Origin of the sequence: Rubrivirga sp. SAORIC476 (genome assembly GCF_002283555.1) — a bacterium.
In the GTDB taxonomy this organism is placed as follows: Bacteria; Bacteroidota; Rhodothermia; order Rhodothermales; family Rubricoccaceae; genus Rubrivirga.
This window is the reverse complement of record NZ_MVOI01000015.1, coordinates 61,684-84,611: the sequence shown is the minus strand read 5'-3', so window position 1 is coordinate 84,611 and position 22,928 is coordinate 61,684. Positions and strand designations below refer to the sequence as shown.

The window sequence follows — 22,928 nt, the reverse complement described above, 5'->3', positions numbered from 1 at the left end:
AGGTTCCGACGCTCCTCTCCTGCACCTCCGTGACCCGTCGCCTCCCGCTCCTGCTCGCCGTCCTCCTCGTCGCGTCCGCCTGCCGGGCGCAGCGGTCGCCGACGAGCGACCCGCTCCGCGCCGAGAACGGGATGGTGGTCTCGGCCGAGGTCAACGCCTCCGCCGCGGGCGTCGAGGTGATGCGGGGCGGCGGCAACGCCGTCGACGCGGCCGTGGCGACGGGCTTCGCGCTGGCCGTCACGTTCCCCGTCGCGGGCAACATCGGCGGGGGCGGGTTCATGGTGATCCGCTTCCCCGACGGCACCGCCACCACCATCGACTACCGCGAGACCGGCCCGGCCGCAGCCACGCGCGACATGTACATCGACGACTCGACGGGCGCCATCCGCCCGGACCTGAGCCGCCGCGGGCATCTTGCCTCCGGCGTGCCCGGCGCCGTCGCCGGGATGTTGAAGGCGCACGCCCAGTATGGCCGCGCGCCCCTCGCCGACGTGCTCGCGCCCGCCATCCGTCTCGCCGAGGGCTACCCGCTCAGCCGCGCCGAGGCGGAGCTGATGAACGCCTATGCCGAGCGCTTCGCCCCGTACGCGGGCACCGTCCGCCACTTCACCCAGCCTGGCGGGTACTCGGAAGGCGAGACGTTCCGCCAGCCGGAACTGGCGGCGGTGCTGCGCCGGATCCGCGACGAGGGGCGGGATGGGTTCTACACGGGCGAGACGGCCGACCTGCTGGTGGCCGAGATGGAACGAGGGGGCGGCATCATCACGCACGCCGACCTCGCGGGCTACGAGGCCGTCGAGCGGGCGCCGCTGGTGGGCGAGTACCGCGGCCACCGTGTCTTCTCGATGCCGCCGCCGTCGTCGGGCGGCGTGGCGCTGATCCAGATGCTGGACGCCGTCGAGCCGTTCGACCTCGCCGCGCTCGGCTTCAACTCGTCCGCCTCGGTGCACCTGATGGGGGAGGCCATGCGCCGCGCCTTCGCCGACCGGGCCGAATTCCTGGGCGATCCGGACTTCACCGACCTGCCGACGGCCGAACTGATCGACCCGGCGTACACGGCGGCCCGGATGGCGGACTTCGACCCGGTGCGGGCGAGCGCGAGCACGGACCTCGGCGCCGGACAGCCGCGCGCCGAGTCGCCCCAGACGACCCACTACTCGGTCGTCGACGCCGAGGGCACGGCGGTGTCGGTCACGACGACGCTCAACGGCGGCTTCGGGTCGCGGGTGGTGGTCGAGGGCGCGGGCTTCTTCCTCAACAACGAGATGGACGACTTCACGTCGGCGCCGGGCCAGCCCAACATGTTCGGGCTGGTGCAGGGCGAGGCCAACGCGGTCGGCCCCGGCAAGCGGATGCTGTCGTCGATGACGCCGACCATCGTGGAGGACCCCGAGGGGCGACTGATGCTGGTGGTCGGGAGCCCGGGCGGGCCGCGCATCATCACGGCGGTCTACGAGACCATCCTCAACATCATCGACCACGGGATGGACGTGCAGGAGGCCGTCGCGGCGCCGCGCGTGCATCACCAGTGGTTGCCGGACGTGCTCTACGCCGAGCACCAGGGGCTGGCGGAGGACGTGATCGTGGCGCTCCAGGAGCGCGGCTGGGACGTGGACGTGTCCGGCGGCCACTGGAGCCGGGTCGACGCCATCGAGGTGGTCTACGACGACGCGCGGGCCTCGACGGACCCGTCCGGCCTCGACGCCATCGAGGCGGGCACGGCCGGGCGCGTGCTGCTGGGCGGCGCCGACCCACGTGGCGAGGACGCGGCGGTGGGGTACTGACCCGCGCGGCCTCGGCGCCGAGGAGGGCACCGCCCGCCCGGCGGCTGGGGCTTGAGCCGTCCGGATTGTCGCCACATGACCGAATCGTTACCGCAGTGTGAGGGTCGTGCGTGGGGAGTGTTAAGCGTCGGTTGCTCCACGGGATCTGAACCGGCGGAAGGGGCGGTGGGAGATACGTTCCGCTCGTGTCCTAGCGGCGCCTCGCCGCGATCACCGACCCTCACCCATGCGTCACTCCACCCTCTCCTGGCTCGGCCTGGCCCTCGCGGTCGTCGCCTTCGCCGCCAGTACGCCCGCGTTCGCGCAGGGCGTCACCACCGCCGCCATCAACGGTACCGTCGTCGACGACGCAGGCCTCGGCCTGCCCGGCGCGTCCGTGCTCGCCGTCCACGGGCCCTCGGGCACGCAGTACGGCGTCTCGACCCGTGCCGACGGCCAGTACAACCTCCGCAACCTGCGCGTCGGCGGTCCCTACACGGTGACCGTCTCGTTCGTGGGCTTCACGTCCGTCCAGCGGACCGGCATCATGCTTGAGCTCTCGGAGACCGAGACCGTCGACATCCAGCTCCGGTCGGCCGACGCCACGCTCGGCGAGGCCATCGTGACGGCGGAGGGCAACGCGATCATCAACCCGTCCAACATCGGCACGGGCACGAACGTCTCCGAGGAGGAGATCGACCGGCTCCCGACGATCTCGCGCAGCCTGACCGACTTCACGCGCCTGACGCCCCAGTTCTCGCAGGTCGGGACGGGCAGCGAGGCCGGCACCTCGGTCGGCGGCACCGCGAGCCGCTACAACAACATCCAGGTGGACGGCGCGGCGCTGAACGACGCGTTCGGGCTCGAGAGCTCCGGCTCGCCGGGCGGCTCCTCGGGCACGCAGCCGATCTCGCTCGACGCCGTCAGCGAGTTCCGCGTGGCCATCGCGCCGTACGACGTCACCCAGGGTGGCTTCACGGGCGGCAACATCAACGTCGTCACGCGCTCCGGCACGAACACGTTCACGGGCTCGGTCTACGGCCTCGGCCGCAACCAGGACCTCGTCGGCACGGGCGTCGACGGCGACTCGTTCGGCGACTTCACCGACCTGACCTACGGCGCCCGCCTTGGCGGCCCGATCGTGCAGGACAAGCTGTTCTTCTTCGGCAGCGTCGAGCTGGGGGACACCAACGAGCCGATCACGGCCTCGTTCAACGATGTCGCCGCGGCGCAGGAGATCCAGTCGATCCTCTCGACCCAGTACGGCCGGGAGACGGGCACCATCGGCGCCTTCGACGCGGGCACGACCTCGCGCAAGGTGTTCGGCCGCCTGGACTACAACCTGAACCCGTCCAACACGCTCACGGCGCGGTTCAACTACGTCCAGGGCCGCAAGGACGACGGCATCTCGCGCAGCTCCACGTTCTACACGCTGGAGGACCGCCTCTACACCCGCGAGAACACGAACACCTCGTCGGTGGTCGAGCTCCGGAGCATCCTCGGCCAGAACATGGCCAACCTGTTCCGCGCCTCGCTGCAGACCAACCGCCAGCCCTCCGTGCTGGAGTTCCCGGCGTTCCCGTCCATCGAGATTCGGGGGCTCGGCACCGACGGCCGCTCGACGGTCGTCGCAGGGCCGGACCAGTTCCGCGGCGCGAACAACATCGACGCCGACGTGCTGGAGCTGACCAACAACTTCAACTACTTCGTGGGCGACCACGTCGTGACGGTCGGCACGCAGAACACGTTCTCGCAGTTCTCGAACCTGTTCATCCGCAACTTCTACGGGTACTATCGCTTCAACAACCTCGAGGACTTCCGCAACGGGCGGGCCTCGCGGTACGAGCGCAACTACTCGGCGGTCCCGGGTGAGGACCGGCCCCTGGCCGACTTCGCCTACGCCAACTTCAGCCTGTACGCGCAGGACGAGTGGTCCGGCGTCGAGAACCTGAAGCTGACGCTCGGCCTCCGCGTCGACATGGCGAACTACTTCGACTCGCCCGGTCAGGCCTACGCGGCCAGCAACGGCGCGTCGTTCGAGAGCCTCTTCGGCTTCGACAACACCGAGGTGCCGAACGGCAACCCGGTCTTCCAGCCGCGCTTCGGGTTCAACTACTCCCTCCCGGAGTCGCAGACCCAGGTTCGCGGTGGCACGGGCCTGTTCAACGGCTCCAACCCGGCCGTCTGGATCTCGAACTCGTTCTCCAACGACGGTACCCTGCTGGGCGGCGTCGGCGTGTTCAGCGCCAACGACATCGCGGCGGCCGGTGGCTTCCGGACCGACCCGGCCAACCAGTACACCGCCGCCGACTTCGGCCTCGCCGAGGGCTCGGCCGAGATCAACCTCACCGACCCCGACTTCAAGTCGCCGACGGTGTGGCGCTCGAACCTCGCCATCGACCAGCAGCTGCCCTCGGGCTTCGTGGCGACCGGTGAGCTCCTCTACACCGACGTCGTTGACGGCGTCCAGTGGCAGAGCCTCAACCGCGCCCCGTTCGTCCGGGACAACAGCACGGTGGACGGCCGCAACGGCGTCTCGCGCGCCGCGGTCTCGGGCGACTACCAGGACGTGATCGTGCTCACGAACACGGACCAGGGCTACGCCCTCAACGCGACCGCGCAGCTCCAGAAGCCGCTCGGCACGGGCGTCCTGCCGTCCTTCGGCACGAGCCTCAGCTACACGTTCGGCAAGGTCAAGGACATCAACTCGGTGACGAGCAGCCAGGCGCGCTCGAACGTCCGCGACCTGACGGTCGGCCTGGACGTCAACGACCCGCCGCTGACGACCTCGAACTTCGAGGTGGCGCACCGCGTGCTCGCCACGGCGTCCTACCGCCTGGAGTACGCGAACCGCTTCGCGACGACGCTCTCCCTGATCTACGACGGCCAGGCCGGCCGGCCGTACTCGTTCGTCTACTTCAGCGGTGACGACGTCAACGGCGACGGCTTCGACCGCGCCGACCTGATCTACGTCCCGAACGACCGCAGCGAGGTCCAGATGAGCGACGAGGACTGGGCCGCGTTCGACGCCTTCATCGAGGCCAACGAGGACCTCGCCAGCCAGCGGGGCCAGATCTTCGAGCGCAACTCGACGCGCGCGCCGTGGCTCAACTTCTTCGACGCCCGCCTCGCGCAGAGCATCGAGACGATCACGGGCCAGGACATCGAGATCACGCTCGACATCCAGAACGTGTTCGACCTGCTCGGCACCGACATCGGGCAGGTGGAGACGGTCGGCGACCGCTACACGCTCGTCGACTACAACGGCTACACGGCCGACGGCCGCCAGATCCTGTCGTTCTCGACCCCGGACTCGATCGCCCAGGTCAGCGACTTCGCGTCGCGCTGGCGGATGCAGTTCGGCGTGCGCTACAACTTCTAGCGTCCCCGACGCCCGTTTCGGCCGCCCCTTCGGGAGGCGTGCCGAGGTGGACCGGCTCGCGCGGCCCCGCTCTCTTCGGAGGGCGGGGCCGCGCCCGTTTGAGGAGGGGCGGTGGAAGTGCCCCGCGGGTCGTGTGATCACAGGGTCACTTCACGGGGCCTCCCTTGTGTCGGCTCGGCGGCTGGATACATTCCACGCACAGGGCCGGACCGACCGCCCCATGTTCCCTCCGATGCTCTCCACATGACGATCCGACGGGCCGCACGCGCGGCGACGCTTCTGGCCGCCATCGCCGCCCTCGCGGCGGTCCCCGCCGATGCTCAGCCGTTCGAGCGCATCGCGACCGACGTGGGAGCGACGGGCCTCTCGGTGACCAACGTCGGCACGCTGGGGCGGCCCGGCGTGGCGGGCGACCCGGGCGGGCTGCCCTCGTTCGAGTACCCGCTGGACTCGGGCGTCGAGCACCTCTTTGAGGCGGGGCTGTGGGTCGGCGGGCGCCGTGCGGACGGTGTCGTGACGGTCCGCACCGGTGCCGTGACCACCTCGGGCGGCTACTCGCCGGGCGCGTCGGGCTTCGAGTTCGCGCAGTCCGACCTCTTTACGCGCCGCTCCTCACTCGCCACGAGCCCGTTCTTCTCGCCGAACGCCGTCAGCCAGCAGGACTTCCTGACGGCCTACGTGGACACGGCGGCCGTGCTGCCCGGCACCAACACGCCGCTGCCGGACGTGCAGAACCGACTCGGGCTCGACATCCGGCAACGCTCCTACGCCTGGAGCTTCCCGTTCACGGAGTACTTCGTGATCGTGGAGTACGAGATCACGAACATCTCCACCCAGCCCATCCAGGACGTGTGGGTCGGCATCTGGGACGACCTCGTGGTCCGCAACGTGGTCACGACCACCGAGGGCGGCGGGGCCTTCTTCAACAAGGGCGCGCGCGGGGCCCTCGGCTACCCGGAGTACGAGGCGGGCACGGGCGCGCTGCTGGACGCGGCGCCCGACAGCCAGTACGTCAGCTACGCGTTCAACGCGGGCGGCACGGAGGAGAGCCTCAACACGTACGGCTCGGTGGCCTTCCTGGGCGCCGAGTGGGAGGACGCGGGCGCGGGCAGCCGCCCGGCGGCGACGCGGTTCTTCCACCCGTTCGTGGCTGACCAGTACGAGGCGCTGGGTCTGGAGCGACCGGTCTTCAACCCGCGCTACTGGCTCTTCGGCGACCCCGACCCCAACCTCGGGCGTCCGCAGGACGACCTGGAGCGCTACCAGCGTATGCAGACGCCCTTCCCGAACCCGGCGGCCTTCGGCACGCAGGACGAGTACGAGGCCGCGCGCGCCAGCTTCCTCGGCGCGGGCAACGGGGAGGGCCGCATCCAGACCGACGGCCAGCTCGCGCAGGGCAACTGGATCGGGCTCACGTCTGTCGGCCCGTTCGCGGAGCTGGCGCCGGGCCGCAGCGTAACGGTCACGTTCGCGCTCGTGGCGGCGCTCAAGCCGGAGGCCTTCCAGACGGTCCCCGCGGGTCGCCAGGCGGACACCGAGGCGAGCCGGGCCGCGCTCCGCAACAACGTGTTCTGGGCGCAGGAGACCTACGCGGGCGAGGACGCCAACTACAACGGCGCGCTCGACGCGGGCGAGGACCTCAACGGCAACGGCATCCTCGACCGCTACCTCATCCCGTCGCCCCCGGCCTCGCCCGCGCTCCGCGTGGAGCTGGAGGAGGGGACGGCCGTCCTCTACTGGGACTCCGCCGCCGAGACCTCGCTCGACCCGGTCACGGGCCGCCAGGACTTCGAGGGCTACCGCCTCTACCGCTCCGACCCCGGCGACGACGCCGACGGCAACATCCTCGGCGACGCCGGGCTGATCGCCCAGTACGACCGCGAGGGCAACGACGTGGGCTTCAACAACGGCTTCGAGGCGATCCGCCTCGACACGCCCGCGACGTTCCCCGGCGACGCGGCGACCTACGAGTACCGCTTCGAGGCGGACGGGCTGCTGGACGGCTGGCAGTATGCCTTCGCAGTCACGGCCTTCGACAGCGGCGACACGCAGAGCGGGCTGGGTCCGCTGGAGTCGTCGGTGGCGTCCAACGCCGTCCGCGTGTTCCCCGGCGCGGCGCCCGCGGCGCCCGGCGCCGAGCGCACCGTCGGCGTTTTCCCGAACCCGTACCGCGTGCGCGCGGCGTGGGACGGGCCGCTCTCGACGCAGCGGAAGCTCTACTTCACCGGCCTCCCGGCGCGCTGCCAGATCCGCGTATACACGCTCGCGGGCGAGATCGTGACCGAGCTCGACCACGACGCGGCGACCTATGTGGGCGACACGCGTTGGTTCCAGGACTTCTCGGCGGACGGCCGCGAGGTGGCGGGCGGCATCCACGCCTGGGACATCCTGTCGGACAACTCGCTGCGGCTCTCGTCCGGCCTCTACCTCTTCTCTGTTCAGGACCTCGACACGGGCGAGGTCGACACGGGCAAGTTCGTCATCCTCCGATGACGGGCCGCCCGGGATTCGTCCCGTGACCCGCGCTCCGGCGCCTTCTCTCTTCATCCCCCACACGCTCATGCGTACTGCTTCTCTCTTCCTCGTCGCCGTGCTGGCGCTCGCCGCCCCGGTCGCGGCGCAGTGCGTCGGTACCGAAGGCGTCGACTTCTCGCGCGTCACGATCGACCAGATCAATGACATCCCGCAGACGAACGTCGACTTCCTCGTCGCCAACGCGTCCACGCTCACGGCCGACCAGATCCTGACCAACCTGACGGCCAACCCGCTGATCGGCGAGACGGTCGAGTTCACGGCGGCGGTCCTCAGCGATCCCTACAGTTCGGGCCTCGCCTCGATCGTGGCCGCGACCGGCACGCCGGGCCGCATCCACGTCTTCGTGCGCGACGTCGCGGCGCTGACGGCGCCCGACGGTACCAGCAGCCACACCATCCAGGTCGTCGACGGCCGGAGCGACAACAGCGCTACGCTGGGCCTCTTCGTAGGCGACGAGATCACGGTCTGCGGTACGGTCTCGCCGTTCTCCAGCACGGCCTTCGGTAGCGTCTCGATGCAGATCTCCCCGATCTCCATCACGGCCACGGGCAACGACTACCCGTCCGACAGCCCGCTGTTCGACCCGGTCGTCGTGACCACCGACGACGTCCACAACATCGTCAACGGCGCGACGCAGATCGACTGGGCGCGCTACGGCGAGTTCAACGGCGAGTACGTCCGGTTCAACCTGATCAACGTCATCCAGGGCGTGCCGGCGCCGACGGGCCGCGTGGACGTGCTGTTCGGCTCGCCGGGCACCGAGACGCAGATCAACCTCTACGATACGTCGCTGCGCTACCGCAACGACCGTGCGGGCAGCTACCCGAACCCGCCCTACAACACGCGGTCGGCCGACAACCCGTTCACGCCCCCGGCTACGGGCATCATCAACCTCCAGGGCTTCCTGCTCTACGCCGGGGATGACGGCACGTTCGCGTACTCGTCGCCCGCTCGCGCCAACTGGACGATCAGCCCGATGCAGGACTCGGACTTCGAGGTCGCCGTCGCGCCGCCGATCGTCACGGTCGAGGAGGCCAGTCTGGCCTCGACCAACGGCGCGCCGATCCGCGCGACCGTCGTTCCGGGCACGGACGGCAACACCGTCGCCTCGGTCGTCGCCGACTACACCACGACGAGCGGTGCCTCGGGCCAGATCACGCTGACGAACACCTCGGGTGACATCTACGAGGGGACCATCACGGGCCTCCTCCTCGGCGACTTCGTGACCTACACGATCATCGCCACCGACAACCAGGGCGCGGCGACCCCGCCGGCCAACCCGACCACCCGCCTCGTCGTGGGCAACGCCGTCTCGTCCATCTTCGAGGTCCAGGCGACCCCGGACGGTGGCGTCGGCGGCAGTGGCGTGACCACGTCGGCGGCGGTGCCGTTCGACCTCGACGCCGTCGTTCAGGCGTCCTTCGAGTCCGGCAGCGAGACGATCGTCGCCATCCAGGACGACGCGGGTCTGGCGCCGTTCTCGGGCGTCTGGATCAGCTTCGCGTCCGACCCCGGTCTCGCCGTGGGTGACCGGATCACGATCACGGAAGGCCGGGTCGTGGAGGACTTCGGCGTCACCCAGCTCGTCGACGTGACCTACACGGTGACGGGCTCCGGCGCGCCGTACGACTACAAGGCGGTCTCGACGGACCTCTTCAACGGCGCCGACGGCGCGGCCACGGCCGAGCAGCACGAGGGCATGGCCCTCACGTTCGACGACGTGACGGTGGTGGCGACCAACGCCGACGCGCCGGCCGGTCCGTTCGGTGAGTTCCTGATGTCGAGCGACGGCACGGCGGCCAACGGCCTCCGCGTCGACGACCTCTCGGCCGCGATCTCGTACGACGGGGGCGACCCCGCCTCGGTTTACACCGAGGGCAACGTGCTCGACTACGTCCGCGGCTCGATGTACTTCTCGTTCGGCAACTACAAGCTCGTGCCGGTCACGACCGAGGACCTCGGCGAGATCATCTCGATCGCCGTCGAGGGCGACCGCGAGTCGACGAGCGTCCGCATCGTGGGCACGTTCCCGAACCCGGCCGCCAACGCGGCGCGCGTCCGCTTCGAGCTCGCCACGGCCGGCGACGTGTCGCTGAAGGTCTTCGACACGACGGGCCGCGAGGTCGCGACCGTCGCCGAGGGCGCCTTCTCGGCGGCCCAGCACACCGTCGAGGCCGACCTGGGGGGCCTCGCGACGGGCGTCTACGTCGTCCGCCTGGTGGCGAACGGCGAGGTCGCCACGAGCCGCATCGCCGTCGTCCGCTAACCCGGACCGCATTCGCTTCTGGCCGGTCGGTCCGTAACAGGGCCGGCCGGTCCTTCCGCCTCTCTCTCCCTCCTGGAGCACGTGATCCGTCCGTCTGCAGTCCTCCTCCTGCTCGCCCTCGGGCTCGCCGCGTGCGACGCGGGGTTCGACGGCAGCGCGTCCGACAACCGGCTGCCCGAGACCGAGTTGTCTGTCCGCTCCACCGACCTCCGTGAGGACCTGGGCGCGCGTCGCCTGATCTCGACGGTGGACGTGGCGTGGTCCGGCACGGACCCCGACGGCGTGGTCGCGGCCTACGACGTGCGCTCGTTCCAGGTGGATATGCCCCTGGCGGCAGAGGTCGGCTGGGCACGCACGACGCGCCGGGACTCGACCATCCGTCTGGAGATTCCCGTCGGGGCGTCCGTGGCCGACGTGGTGGTCGAGGTGCGCTCGGTGGACGACGCGGGCGGCGTCGATGCCACCCCGGCGCGGACGGTCTTCCCGATTCGCAACTCGAACCCGACGCTCCGGCTCATCGACGCCGAGGCGCCGCCGGACTCGACGTGGCCGGTGGTCTCGTTCTCGCTCGCCGCGGCCGACATCGACGGCGAGGAGAACCTCGCGGGCATCGAGATCGCCCTCAACGACACGACGGCGGGCTACGTCCGCCTGCCGGCCGACGTGACGTTCCTGACGCTCGTCGCCGAGGACCCGCGCGCCACCACGACGGAGGCGACGGTCTACACGGGCCGTGGCTTCCGCAACTCCGGCATCTCGCTGCCGGGCTTCGCGCTCGATGCCGACAACGTGGTCTACTTCCGCGCCGTCGACGCCGCGGGGGCTCCGAGCCGCACGCTCCGCTACCCCGCGCTCGACGACGAGGGCAGTGCCGTCCGACCGTTCTACGTCCGCCGCGTGACGAGCGACGTGCTGCTGGTCAACGACGTGCGTGGCGTACCCGAAACGCTCGACCTCGGCGCTGCCCGCGACGCGCTCGCGTTGTACGGGACGGCCAACTATGACGAGTGGGACCTCTCGGCGACGCCGCAGCCCATCGTAAACGCTCGCTTCTCGGACGCCCTGCCGTCCTCGCCCGACCCGACGCTCCGGCAGACGCTCGCACTGTGGGACCGGATCTACTGGGTCTCGAATGCGGTGACCAACACCGCGGTCGGCAACAACCTTCCGCGCGCGGCGACGGTGATGGACCTGTTCTTCGAGAACGGCGGGCGCATCCTCGTGCAGGTCCGCGTGACGCTGCCGACGGGCACCGACACCGGCGGCACCAACAACGCGGCCATCGACATCTTGCCGCTGAGCACCCTGATCTCCTACCCGGCGGGCGTCACCGCACTTCGCGCCGACAGCGGGACGCCGGTGCGTCCTGCCGAGGAGGTGCCCGGCACCGGCCGCACGCTGCCCCCGCTGGAGGCCGTCGCCGCCGTCCGCACGACGCTGCCGTACGCGGTCGGCCCGGAGGACATCCCGCTCTACCGGATGTCGTTCTACGAGAACAACCAGCGCGACAACGTCTGGCAGGGGCCCGAGGTGGTGGCGTCCATCCGGTCGGACCGCCGCACAGCGCTGTTCGCGCTGCCGCTCTTTACCTCGACCTCGCCGATCTACGGGGGGACCTCCTCGGAAGGGGGGCCGCTCGACGCGCTCGCCCTGATGCTCGACGGCCTCGACTTCCCGACGACCGCCGGTCGAACCGCACGCCGCTAATGCTGATTCCCGATCTCGCCATGCAGGGTGTCCCCACCGCGCCGGTCTCCGCCTCCGTCCGTCCCGCCTCGGCGCCGAGGTGGGGAGGGCTGGCCGTGGCGCTGCTCGTGCTGCTCACCGCCGTGCCCGCTGCCGCGCAGGGCACCATCGCCGGCACCATCACCGACCCGGCCTCCGGCTTCACCGTGATCAACGCGAGCGTGTTCGTGCTCGGCACGACGCGCGGCGCGGCCACCGACCTCGACGGCAACTACCGCATCGAAGGCCTCCGCGCGGGCGATTACACCGTCCGCGTGTCCTACGTGGGCTACCAGACGAAGGAGTTCACCGGCATCACCGTCCGCAACGGCGAGACCACCCGCCTCGACGTGGAACTGGAGGAGGCCGCGCTGGGGCTGGAGAACGAGGTGCTGGTCGTCGGCGAGGCGCCGCTGATCGACGTGGAGCGCGCCGAGAGCGCCTACACGATCACCGAGGACCAGATCGCCTCGCGCCCGGTGCGCGACGTGCAGGACGTGATCTCGAACCAGGCCGGCGTGACGCAGGACCCGACCGGCCTCTACATCCGCGGCGGGCGCGCGACGGAGACCGGCTACGTGGTCGACGGCGTGAGCGCCAAGGACCCGCTCGCGGGGACCGGCTTCGGCCTCGACCTGGGCTCCAACGCCCTCGGCGAGGTCGAGGTGGTCACGACCGGCGCCGACGCCTCCGTGGGCGACGCTACCTCGGGTGTGGTCTCGATCCGCACGCGGGAGGGCACCGACACGTTCGACCTCCGGGGCTCGTACCAGCGCGACAACTTCGGCTTCAACGACGACTGGTCGAGCTCCTTCAACGAGGACAACGTGGAGCTGTCGCTGGCCGGGCCGATCGTGCCGGGCCACCTGCGCTTCTTCGCTTCCGGGCAGGGCACCTTCGCCGACGGCTTCGAGCGCTTCGTGACCACGCAGGACTCGACCTTCTCGTCGGTCCCGACCCAGGTCTCCAGCTCGATCCTGTCGGACGCCTGGGCGCCGCGCCGGGGCAACCGCTGGAACGGCCTCGGCAAGCTCGTCTTCCTGCCGAAGTCCGGCATGAAGCTGGTCGGCAGCTACCAGCGCTCGCTGGCGGTCAACCAGAACACGCGGATGCTGCAGGTGACCGGCAACGACGCCGTCGTGGCGCCGGGCTTCCAGTACGCGTTCGCGCTCCAGCCCGATCAGGCGAACACGTACACGCAGGACGCCAACCTGGGCTACCTGCTCTGGACGCACGCGCTCGGCGGCAACTCGATCTACGAGGTCCAGGTCTCGCGCCTCTTCACGCGCCTCCGCGCCGACGCCAACGGCCGCGACTGGCGGCCCGCCAACGTGGACTCGGAGCTGGACCCGTTCTCGATCCCCGGCTTCCCAGGCACCATCTTCGGCGACCCGACCAGCGTGCCGTCCGACACGGCGCTGTTCGTGCTGCCCGGCCCGGGCTACTTCAACAACGGCGGCGTCGCGACCGACTGGCACGACCACTTCGCCGAGCAGGTCACCGCCCGGGCCGAGTACACGCGCTTCACGGCGTCGGAAGCCTACGAGCTGACGCTCGGGTCCGAGTTCACGCTCAACGACTACCAGTGGATCGACATCACGCGGCCGTGGGTCGGCGCCCCGATTCAGCTTCCCGACGGCACGTTCACCCAGTCCAACCGGCTGGGGCAGTCGTCGGACATCTGGCGGGTCAAGCCGCGCCGGGCGTCCTTCTACACGACCAACCGGTTCCGCTACAACGGCCTGATCGCCTCCATTGGCGCTCGTTTCGAGGGCTGGGCGGCCGGCTCCTACGTGGACGACCTCGTGGCCGACTCGGCGTTCACGATCCCGGCGACGCTCCGGGAGGGCTACCTGGAGGACACGACGCCGCTGCTCGGGCTCCGCTGGAAGGCGCGTCTGCTGCCGAAGCTCAACGTGAGCTTCCCGATTCGCGACAACCAGGTGCTGTTCTTCAGCTACGGCCACTCGATGCGGCTGGCGCACCCGACCTACGTCTACGCCAACCTGGACCCCTTCTACCAGGACCGGTCGTTCTTCTCCGACCTCGGCAACCCGAACCTGGACCCGGAGATCGACATCGCCTACGAGTTGGGCGTCCGCAACCAGATCACCGCCGACGACGCGCTCAACGTGACTGCGTTCTGGCGCGACAAGTTCGACTTCATCACGGTCGCCTCGGTCACCATCGCCGACCCGACGGGCCGCGAGACGAACCGCGCCTTGCGCGTCAACGGCGACTTCGCGCGCGTCCGCGGCATTGAGGTCGCCTACACCAAGCGCATCGACGGGTGGTTCCTGGGCCAGTTCTCGGGCAGCTACTCCCGCGCGACGGGCCTCTCGTCGACCAACAACGACGCGCTGCAGGACCTCATCCAGAACGGCAACTCGGACAACACCTTCGAGACGCCGCTCGCGTGGGACCGTCCGCTCGACCTCAAGGCGTCGGTTACATTGTCGCACGACGAAGACCGTCCGTGGATGGGCATCCCCGGCCTCAACCGGGTCCGCATGTTCATCGGAACGACGTTCCGGAGCGGCCAGCGCTACACCCCGGTCGAGTTCGTCGGCAACGAGGTGAACCCGTTCACGGGCGTGCGCGACTGGCGGCCGGTGTATGAGACCGTGGATGACCCCGCGCTGCGCTTCTCCGAGACGGGCGCGCCGTGGTGGTGGTTCGACCTCCGCGCCGAGCGCAAGTTTGGCATCGGGGGCAGCGACATGGTCTTCTCGCTGGAGATCGAGAACCTCTTCAACCAGAAGAACAGCGTCATCGTGAACCCGGTGACCGGCAAGGCCTACCCGGTGATCGAGCCGGGCACCGACGTCACGACGCTGCGCGGCAACCCGGACTACGACGTGCCGGGCTTCCTCCGCGACCCCCGCTTCGAGGACCCGAACACGAGCGGCCTGCCGCCCTTCAACCCGGCCCGTTTCCTGTCGCCCCGCCACGTGGTGGTCGGGCTGAGCTACAAGTTCTAAGCGGGTACGCGGTACGGGGTGCGCGGTACGGATCGCGCGTCTGACTGTACCCCGTACCTGGTACCCCGTACCCTTCATGACTCTCACCCTCCGCCTCGGTCTCCTCGTCGGGCTCGTCGCCGCCTCCGGGCTCGGCAGCGCGTCGGCCCAGATCCTGCCGGCCTACGGCGAGGACCGGGCGGGGACGGCCGGCTTCCAGTTCCTGGAGATCGCCGTCGACCCGCGCGGCGCTGCCCTCGGCGGCACGGCCGTGGCCACGGCGGACGACGCGTCGTCGCTCTTCTGGAACCCTGCGCTCTCCGCCCGAGGCGGCCAGACGCAGGCCATGGCGGCCACGCTGTCCTACTTCTCGGACGTGTCGCTCAACTACGCCGCCGTGACCCGGCGCGTCGGGGCGTTCACGGTCGGCGGCCACGTCCAGACGCTCGACTCGGGCGAGATGGCGGTCACGACGGAGTTCTCGGGGCCCTCGGGCACGGGCCAGACGTTCCGCTACCTCGGCGTCGTCGGGGGGCTGACGGTCAGCCAGGCGCTCACCGACCTCTTCTCGTACGGCGTCACGGCCAAGGTGGCGCGCGAGGCGTCGGCGGATCTCGCGCTCACGGTCCCGCTGCTCGACCTCGGCGTCCACTACAACGTCGGCTCGACGGGCGCGTCCATCGGCGTCGCGATCCGAAACTTCGGCCTCAACGGGACCACCAGCGGCTCCATCGAGCGCCAGACGGTCGAGGGCGAGATCGTGGTCGAGGACGAGTTCGAGGACCTCGTCCCGCCGACGACCTTCATGCTGGGCGTCGGCTACGACGTGATCCGCTCGGGCGACCACGCGCTGACGCTGGCCGGCCAGCTCACCAACCCGAACGACAACGCAGAGCAGCTCAACGTAGGCGCCGAGTACGTCTGGAACGACATCCTCTCGCTCCGCGGCGGCTACCGCTTCGGCGTCGACGAGGCGACCCTCCCGACGGTCGGCTTCGGCGTCGAGGTGCCCGGCCTCGGCGACCGCACGCTCCGGGCCGACTACGCCTTCGAAACCTACGAGCGCCTCGGCCCGACCCACCGCATCGGCATCGCCCTCGACTTCTAGGCCAGTGGGAGGGAGCCTCCAGGCCCCTCCTCAAGCGTTCCATCCCGTCTCTGATGACCTCCTCCATGTCTCGGTCTCTCTTCCGCCACTCGGCCCTGGGCCTCTGCCTGCTGGCCACTGGCCTCGCGGGCTGTGACGCCGTGCTCGGCTCCAAGTCGGACCCGACGACCGACGAGATCTTTATCGAGGGCCAGACCGACCCGACGCTCGTCGACGACGTCGGCTACGTGCCGCTGAACCCGTTCTACACGCAGGGCTTCGGGGGCGCTTTCGTCAATCCGGTGGACGTGTACGTGGGCTACGACGAGTTCGTCTACGTGGCCGACGACCGGGGCTTGCACGTGCTCGACCTCGCCGGGCGGCCTCAGTTTCTGCTCGACCAGGTGGAAGGCCAGCCGCTGCGCGACATCACGGCCATCGTGCAGGACCGCCGCCTGAACGTCTACGTGGCCGCCCGCCGCGACACGACCGTCGCCGACGCCGTCTGCCCGTCGTCGGGTGGGGGGGAGGACTGCGACCTTGCCGTCGTCTACCGCATCAGCGGCCTGACGACCGGCACGCCCGCCGTGGAGGACATCCTGTGGCACCCGTTCGACGACGGCAGCCGCCGGTTCACGCGCTTCGAGACGCCCAACGTCTACTCGACGGGGGCCAGCGACGAGGACGCCGAGTTCACGGGCGTCTCCGTGCTCGCCGACAACCGGCTCTACGTCACGCGCCGCGGGCCGGTCAACACGACCGCGACCGGTCGCCCGAGCCAGGCCTTCAGCCCGTTCAACGCTTTCCTCCAGTACACCGCCGACGGCGCCTACATCCAGTACGTCCGCGCGCTCACACCGGACCGTGCGACGCTGCTGAGCGCCTATTACCCGTCCGACGTGCTGACCTTCGTCGGCCCGCCGCAGCGCGGCTCGGTGGCGCTCAACGAGGACTTCCTGCTGGCGCTCGCGCCGCCGCCGACCGAGGCCACCCCGACCTACGGCGTCGTGTCGGTGCAGGTAGTCGAGACGACCGACGGCATCGAGTACCGCGTCGACTCCGCCCGCCTCGGCGCCGCGGGCAACCCGGACCTGGGCGACGGCGCGCTGTTCGAGCCCGGCCAGTTCGTCCGCCCGACCAGCATGGCCTACGCGCCCGACCAGACGGGCTACCTGTTCGTGCTCGATGCGGGCAAGGACAGCCTCTTCGTGTTCAACCAGAACGGCATCGAGGGGGTCGCGCCGCCGCCGGGCGCGGGCTCCACGCGACCCGTCCGCGCCTCGTTCGGCGGCACGGGTGCGGGGCCGCTCCAGTTCTCGAACCCGAACGGCGTCGCGTACTACGAAGAGGTCGTCTACGTGGCCGACACCGGCAACAACCGCATCAGCCGCTTCCGCCTCAACACGGACTTCGAGTAGGCCTCGGGCCGCCGGGCGGGCGACGCGGCGGGCGTCGGCATGCACTCGCCGGTGCGGCGGCGCAGGGCGTTACCCTTTCCTCGCTCTCTCGTCCCAGTGTCCATGCGCCGTCTGCTCGCCCCCCTCGCACTCGTTCTGTTCGCGCTCGTCGCCGGGCGGCAACTCTCAGGGTGCGCGACGGCGTCCGTGCCGGAGAGCGGGGGAGTCGGTGCCGACCGAGCCCTCGTGCTCGTCTCCATCGACGGCTTCCGCTGGGACTACCTCGACCGGGACGTCGACGCGCCCACGCTGCGCTGGGTAGCCGAAGGCGTCCGCGCCGAGCGGCTCGTGCCGGTCTTTCCGTCGAAGACGTTCCCGAACCACTACTCGCTCGTGACCGGCCTGCACCCGGAGGCGCACGGGATCGTGGGCAACACGATGCGGGACCCGAACCGACTCGTGGACGGCGAGCCTTCGCGCTTCTCGCTCTCCAACCGCGACGCCGTAACGGACGGCCGGTGGTGGGCCGGCGAGCCGATCTGGGTGACGGCCGAGAGGCAAGGCGTCGTGGCCGCGCCCGTGTTCTGGCCGGGCTCCGAGGCCGAGATCGGGGGTGTCCGCCCGACGCACTGGCTGGCCTACGACGGCGACCTCGGCTACGATGCCCGAGCCGATCAGGCCCTCGCGTGGCTGGACGACGGCGCGGGCTTCCTAACGCTCTACTTCGAGGCCGTCGACAACGCCGGGCACCGCCACGGCCCCGACGCGCCCGAGGTGGACGCGGCCATCGAGGAGGTGGACGCCGCGCTGGCGCGCTTCGTGGACGGCCTCCGCACGCGTGGGCGCCTCGACGATGTCGACCTCGTCGTCGTCTCCGACCACGGCATGACCCCGGTGTCCCGCGACCGCACCGTCCGCCTCGACGAGGCGGTGGACCTGGAGACGGTCGACGTGGACTGGGGCGAGGTGGTCGGCCTCTGGCCCGCCGACACGGTCGACGTGGACGCCCTCATCGCGCGCGTCTCGGCGCTCCCCCACCTGACGGCGATGCGCAAGGCCGACGTGCCCGAGCGGCTCCACTACTCGAACCATGATCGCATCCCGCCGGTCGTGGTGCTGGTCGAGCCGGGCTGGACGGCGACCTCTCAGGCCTACCTCGACCGCAACCCGGAGCGCCCGTCGGGCGGGTCCCACGGCTTCGACAACGCGTTCCCGGACATGCACGGCCTCTTCCTGGCTCGCGGCCCCCACTTCCGGTCGGGCGTCGAGGTGGGGCCGCTCCAGACTGTCGACGTCTATGGCATCCTGACGCGGGCGATGGGCCTCGACCCGGCGCCCAACGCGGGCGACCCCACCGCGGCGGACCGGGTGCTGCGCTGATCCAGGGCGCGATCAGTTCGAGGCCGTCCCCTCGGTCCGCATGTCCGCCGCCACCCGCTCCGCTTCGCGCATCACGCGGAGCACGTTGCCGCCCAGGATCTTGCGGACATCCGCCTCGGAGACGCCACGCTGGAGGAGGCCGTAGGTGAGCCAGGGCAGGCGCGTCACGTCGCCCATGCCCGAGGGAAGCGACGTGACCCCGTCGAAGTCGCTCCCGATGCCGACGTGGTCGGCGCCGGCGACCGCCACGGCGTGCTCGATGTGGTCGAGGAGCGTCTCGACCGTGACCGCCCCGCTGCCGAGGTAGAGCGGGTAGAAGTTGATCATCACGACGCCGTCGTTCGCTGCGATGGCGCGGAGCAGGTCGTCGGAAACGTTGCGGGCGTGGTCGTGGAGGGCACGGCACGACGAGTGGCTGACGATGACGGGCGCCCGCGTCGCGGCGAGCGCGTCGCGGATCGTGTCGTCGGACACGTGCGACAGGTCGACGAGGACGCCGAGGCGGTTCATCTCGGTGACCATCTCGCGGCCGAGGGCGTTGAGGCCGCCCCAGCGCGGCGCGTCGGTGGACGCGTCGGCCCAGGCGTTGGTGTTGGTGTGCGTCAGCGTCACGTAACGGACGCCGTTGGCGGCGAGCAGGCGCAGCACGTCGGGCGACCCCTGGAGCGCGTGGCCGCCTTCGAGGCCGAGCAGCACGGCGGCCTGTCCGCGCTCGCGGGCGCGCAGCACGCCGTCGGCGGTGCGGACCAGCATCGCGCCCTCCAGTCCGGCCACCTGCTGGTTGACGCGCTCGATCATCGCCAGCGCGCGGTCGGTCGCAGCCTGCCCCTCGCCGTAGCTCCGGGCGACGTAGATCGAGAAGAAGGCGCCGTCGAGGCCGCCCGCGGCCATCCGAGGCAGGTCGACGTGGTCGCCGCGGTGGCGCTGGCCGAGCGCGTAGCCGCGGTCCAACATCAGCGTCGGCGTGTCGATGTGGCCGTCCAGCACGACGGCGTCGTAGTGGATTCGGAGGGCGTCGGCCCAGAGTGTGTCCTGCGCCACGAGACGGTCCACCTCGGCCGCGTCCAGGACGATGTCACCCCCATCCGACGTGTCGACGGTGTCGGCGACGGCAGGTGCGGTGGCGACGGTGTCGGAAGCGACGGAGTCGGTCGGCGGCGTCCCCGAGGTGGGCGGGGTCGGCTCGGCGCAGGCGACCGTGAGGGTGGCGCACAGGACGCCGATCAAGAGGGCAGTAGGGGTCGGCACGGGGGAGCGGGAGGACGTGCCAGTCTACGGACCGCGCCGTCTGTAACTCGTCCCTGCCGTTCGGGGCCGTCGTCGGACCGGTGGGCAGGCCGTGGAGAGACCCGTCGTCGCAGGAAGTCTATCGTGGCAAACACACACACGTTAGGTCGCCTATGCGCGTCGCCACGCTGCTGGTCCTTTTTCTCGCGGCGCCCGCCGCTCTCGCCCAGGAGACGGGAGACTGCTCCCCCGGGACGGCTCACGTCGTCCTCGACGGCTCCGACGTGCGCGCGTCCGTCTACAACACGGGCCGCCTGTTCTATGACGCGAGCACCCAGCCGGACGACCCGCCCCACTTCGAAGTGCCGAAGGGCGGCGGCGTGGACGCGATGTTCTCGTCGAGCCTCTGGGTCGGCGGGCTGGCCGGGGGCGACCCGTCGTCCCTTCGCATGGCGGCGACGACGTACGGGGGCGCGGACTACTGGCCGGGGCCGCTCGCCTCCTCGGGAGGCATCCCCTCGACCGAGGACTGTGCCGCGGCAGACCGGATCTGGCACGTCACGCTGGAGGACGTCGCCCGCTACAACGACACGGGATCCGCGACCGCGGACCTGGCCGACTGGCCGGTCCACCTCGGCGCGCCCGTGGTCGATGGCGACGGCATCGAGACCAACTATGACCTCGCCGCGGGCGATCGGCCAGCGATCCTCGGCGATGAAACCGCCTGGTGGGTGCTCAACGACAGGGGCAACGTCCACGAGTGGAGTGGGCTCGCGCCCGCCGGGCTGGAGGTCCGCGTGACGGCGTTCACGGTCAGCGAGCCGTACGCGCGGGAGCGACTCGCGCTGGGACGGTTTGCCGGCGACGTGCAGCGCATGGTATTCGTCCGCCACGCCCTGACTTACCGAAGCGAGGTGCCCCTCGCGGACACCTACGTGGGCTTCCACGTCGACCCAGACATCGGTGTGTTCAGCGACGATCACGTCGGCACGGTCCCGGAGCAGGACCTCGTGATCGCGTACAATGGAACGGACATCGACACCCTCTACGGCGCCTCGCCGCCCGCCTCCGCGCTCCGCATTCTGAGCGGTCCCGCCGCGCGCGCGCTGTCCGGGTCGCTCGTGCCGGTGAGCGGGAGTTCGCTCATCGGGTACTTTTGCGCTGAGATGGGTGGGCGTGGCCACTCCGCCTACCGCGAGTTGCAAAGCCTGCACTGCGACGGCGTGCCGCAGACCTACGGCGGCGACGGCTACAACCCGGGTGCGACCACATTCTCCACCTACGTCTACCCGGGCCTGCCGCCTTCCTACTGGAGTCAGCGCAACACGAATGGTGCGGGGAGGACGGATCGGCCCGCGGACGTGCGCATCCTCGCCAGCCATGGTCCCTTCGATATGATGCCCGGGGAGACGTACACCGTCGACACAGCCTACCTGTGGGCGAGGGCCGAGCAGGGGGCCCTCGCGTCCGTCAACCGGCTGGTGCTGGAGGCCGCCCCCGCGGCCCAGACGGTCCCGTTCGCGCCCGACCCCGACCTCGCCACCCTCCGCCTCGGGGATCTGCCGGGCGTGGTCACCACACCCGCCGACCCGGTCCCCGGGCCGGGCCGCAACGCCCTCGCCAGCACCGCCTGGCCGTCGCCCGCCATCGGCGTGGCGCGCCTCTCACTCGACCTCGCCACCGAGGCGGACGTCCGGCTGGAGGTGTTCGACGCCCTCGGCCGCCGCGTGGCCGTGCCGCTGGATGGCGTCCTCGGCGCAGGCCTCTACCGCCCCGAGGTGGACGTGGCCGGGTGGCCGGCCGGGCTCTATGTCTACCGCCTCACGCTGGGCGGACGGCCCGCAGGCACGGGCCGCCTCGTGGTGGCACGCTGACTACTCGATGGTCCAGGTCTCGCCCTGCGCCAGCAGCGCCTTCAGGTCGCCCGGTCCCTTCGCCTCGCGGACCGCGTCGACCTGCTCATTGAGGAGCGCGTCGTACGTCGGCCGGTCCTCGCGGTAGAGAACGCCGAACGGGCGGGGGAGGTCGCCGGACCAGAACATCTGATCCACCACGAGCAGCGCGAGCGCCTTGTCGGTCGAGTCGTACACCACGCAGTCCGACTCGGTACGGACACCGCCGAGGTCGACCGAGCGCAGGCGCAGGCCATCCAAAACGAGCCCCTTCGTCCCGTTGGCGTAGGTCATCGGCTTGCCGTCCTCCACGAACAGCGTCCGCAGCGGCTTCGAGTCGCGCTCGGTGAAGTCGAAGAAGGCGCCGTCGTTGAAGATGTTGCAGTTCTGGTAGATCTCGACGAACGACGTGCCGCAGTGCTCGTGGGCGGCTTTGAGGACCGTCTGCATGTGCTTCGGGTCGCGGTCGAGCGTCCGAGCGATGAAGGTGCCGTCGGAGCCGAGCGCCAGCGCGGCCGGGTTGAACGGGTGGTCCAGCGACCCGAAGGGCGAGGACTTGGTCACCTTGCCGACCTCGCTCGTGGGCGAGTACTGGCCCTTCGTGAGGCCGTAGATCTGGTTGTTGAACAGCAACACCTGCAGGTCCACGTTGCGGCGCAGCATGTGGGCCGTGTGGCCCGCGCCGATGGAGAGCGCGTCGCCGTCGCCGGTGACCACCCACACGTCGAGCTCCGGGCGGGTGCTCTTCAGGCCGGTCGCCACGGCAGGCGCGCGGCCGTGGATGCTGTGGAAGCCGTACGTGTTCATGTAGTACGGAAAACGGCTGGAGCAGCCGATGCCGGAGATGAACACGACGTTCTCGCGCGTCTCGGCGAGCTCGGGCAGGGCCCGTTGGACGGCGGCCAGCACGGCGTAGTCGCCGCAACCGGGGCACCAGCGCACGTCGGAGCCGGAAACGAAGTCCTTGCGCGTGAGGACGGGCAGGCCCAGGGCCGCGCCGTCCCCCTCGGGGTCCACCGTCCGCGCCTTCGCGGGCACGGGCGGGCGCTTGGCGCCAGGCGGGCGGGCGGGCTTCTTGATCGGGGGGAGGGTCGGCTTCCGGGGCGCTGCGCCGTCGTCCGGGCCCGTCTCGGGGATCGGAGGGAGCGCCGGGGCGCCGCCCGAGGCCGGCACGGCGGGGGCGTCCACCGGATGCCTCTTCCCCGCGGGCTGCGGCACGTCGGGATCCGCGCCTTCACCGTGGGACGTGGGGGGCTCGCCGCCCGGACGTGCAGCGGAGGTGTCCGGGAGGTCGGCGTCGTCGGGAGGGAGGGA

At 70.6% G+C, this 22,928-nt stretch carries 12 protein-coding genes; 10 read left to right on the top strand and 2 right to left on the bottom strand.

Going from position 1 to position 22,928, the window contains the following annotated elements; genetic code table 11:
* The first annotated feature begins 29 nt into the window (after nt 1-29).
* The 9 genes from ggt to B1759_RS18010 all read left to right on the top strand — a co-directional run bounded on the left by ggt (nt 30) and on the right by B1759_RS18010 (nt 18,495).
* Nucleotides 30-1,784 (top strand): gamma-glutamyltransferase, encoded by a 1,755-nt coding sequence (gene ggt / locus B1759_RS18045; RefSeq protein WP_198949013.1) that lies wholly within the window; start codon nt 30-32, stop codon nt 1,782-1,784.
* A gap of 226 nt (nt 1,785-2,010) precedes the next feature.
* Nucleotides 2,011-5,145, top strand: coding sequence for a TonB-dependent receptor (locus tag B1759_RS18040; protein ID WP_095516474.1), 3,135 nt, complete (start codon nt 2,011-2,013; stop codon nt 5,143-5,145).
* A gap of 243 nt (nt 5,146-5,388) precedes the next feature.
* Complete coding sequence (locus B1759_RS19490; protein WP_143537480.1) at nt 5,389-7,638, top strand: hypothetical protein; 2,250 nt, start codon at nt 5,389-5,391, stop codon at nt 7,636-7,638.
* Between the two features lie 67 nt (nt 7,639-7,705).
* Entirely contained in the window at nt 7,706-9,946 is a 2,241-nt protein-coding gene (locus B1759_RS18035; protein WP_143537479.1) for a T9SS type A sorting domain-containing protein, read from the top strand.
* An 81-nt stretch (nt 9,947-10,027) separates the two neighbouring features.
* Nucleotides 10,028-11,653: a hypothetical protein gene (locus tag B1759_RS18030; RefSeq protein WP_095516472.1), complete on the top strand. Its 1,626-nt coding sequence runs from the start codon at nt 10,028-10,030 to the stop codon at nt 11,651-11,653.
* Nucleotides 11,653-14,652: a TonB-dependent receptor gene (locus B1759_RS18025; protein ID WP_198949012.1), complete on the top strand. Its 3,000-nt coding sequence runs from the start codon at nt 11,653-11,655 to the stop codon at nt 14,650-14,652. The genes B1759_RS18030 and B1759_RS18025 overlap by 1 nt, the downstream gene beginning before the upstream one ends.
* 76 nt (nt 14,653-14,728) lie before the next feature.
* The gene (locus B1759_RS18020; RefSeq protein WP_095516471.1) at nt 14,729-15,739 is read left to right on the top strand and encodes a PorV/PorQ family protein; all 1,011 of its coding nucleotides are present in this window, start codon (nt 14,729-14,731) and stop codon (nt 15,737-15,739) included.
* Between the two features lie 65 nt (nt 15,740-15,804).
* Nucleotides 15,805-17,136 (top strand): hypothetical protein, encoded by a 1,332-nt coding sequence (locus B1759_RS18015; protein WP_143537478.1) that lies wholly within the window; start codon nt 15,805-15,807, stop codon nt 17,134-17,136.
* Nucleotides 17,137-17,238: 102 nt separating this feature from the next.
* Nucleotides 17,239-18,495 (top strand): ectonucleotide pyrophosphatase/phosphodiesterase, encoded by a 1,257-nt coding sequence (locus tag B1759_RS18010; protein WP_095516469.1) that lies wholly within the window; start codon nt 17,239-17,241, stop codon nt 18,493-18,495.
* Nucleotides 18,496-18,507: 12 nt separating this feature from the next.
* Here B1759_RS18010 and B1759_RS18005 read toward each other — a convergent pair whose 3' ends face one another.
* A complete protein-coding gene (locus B1759_RS18005; protein ID WP_198949011.1) occupies nt 18,508-19,743 on the bottom strand; it encodes a dipeptidase in 1,236 nt (411 codons plus the stop codon).
* A gap of 152 nt (nt 19,744-19,895) precedes the next feature.
* On the opposite strand from B1759_RS18005, the gene B1759_RS18000 reads away from it, so the two are divergent.
* Nucleotides 19,896-21,596, top strand: coding sequence for a hypothetical protein (locus tag B1759_RS18000; protein WP_095516468.1), 1,701 nt, complete (start codon nt 19,896-19,898; stop codon nt 21,594-21,596).
* Here the strand turns inward: B1759_RS18000 and B1759_RS17995 are convergent, their stop codons facing one another.
* On the bottom strand, nt 21,597-22,631 hold the full coding sequence (locus tag B1759_RS17995; protein WP_369811390.1) for a 2-oxoacid:ferredoxin oxidoreductase subunit beta: 1,035 nt from the start codon (nt 22,629-22,631) through the stop codon (nt 21,597-21,599).
* Nucleotides 22,632-22,928 lie beyond the last annotated feature (297 nt).

Bases quoted from the DNA above. Each gene is read 5' to 3' on its own strand.
- B1759_RS18035 (WP_143537479.1), top strand. From the start codon at position 7,706: ATGCGTACTGCTTCTCTCTTCCTCGTCGCCGTGCTGGCGCTCGCCGCC.
- B1759_RS18010 (WP_095516469.1), top strand. From the start codon at position 17,239: ATGCGCCGTCTGCTCGCCCCCCTCGCACTCGTTCTGTTCGCGCTCGTC.
- B1759_RS19490 (WP_143537480.1), top strand. From the start codon at position 5,389: ATGACGATCCGACGGGCCGCACGCGCGGCGACGCTTCTGGCCGCCATC.
- B1759_RS18040 (WP_095516474.1), top strand. From the start codon at position 2,011: ATGCGTCACTCCACCCTCTCCTGGCTCGGCCTGGCCCTCGCGGTCGTC.
- B1759_RS18000 (WP_095516468.1), top strand. From the start codon at position 19,896: ATGCGCGTCGCCACGCTGCTGGTCCTTTTTCTCGCGGCGCCCGCCGCT.
- B1759_RS18025 (WP_198949012.1), top strand. From the start codon at position 11,653: ATGCTGATTCCCGATCTCGCCATGCAGGGTGTCCCCACCGCGCCGGTC.
- B1759_RS18020 (WP_095516471.1), top strand. From the start codon at position 14,729: ATGACTCTCACCCTCCGCCTCGGTCTCCTCGTCGGGCTCGTCGCCGCC.
- B1759_RS18015 (WP_143537478.1), top strand. From the start codon at position 15,805: ATGTCTCGGTCTCTCTTCCGCCACTCGGCCCTGGGCCTCTGCCTGCTG.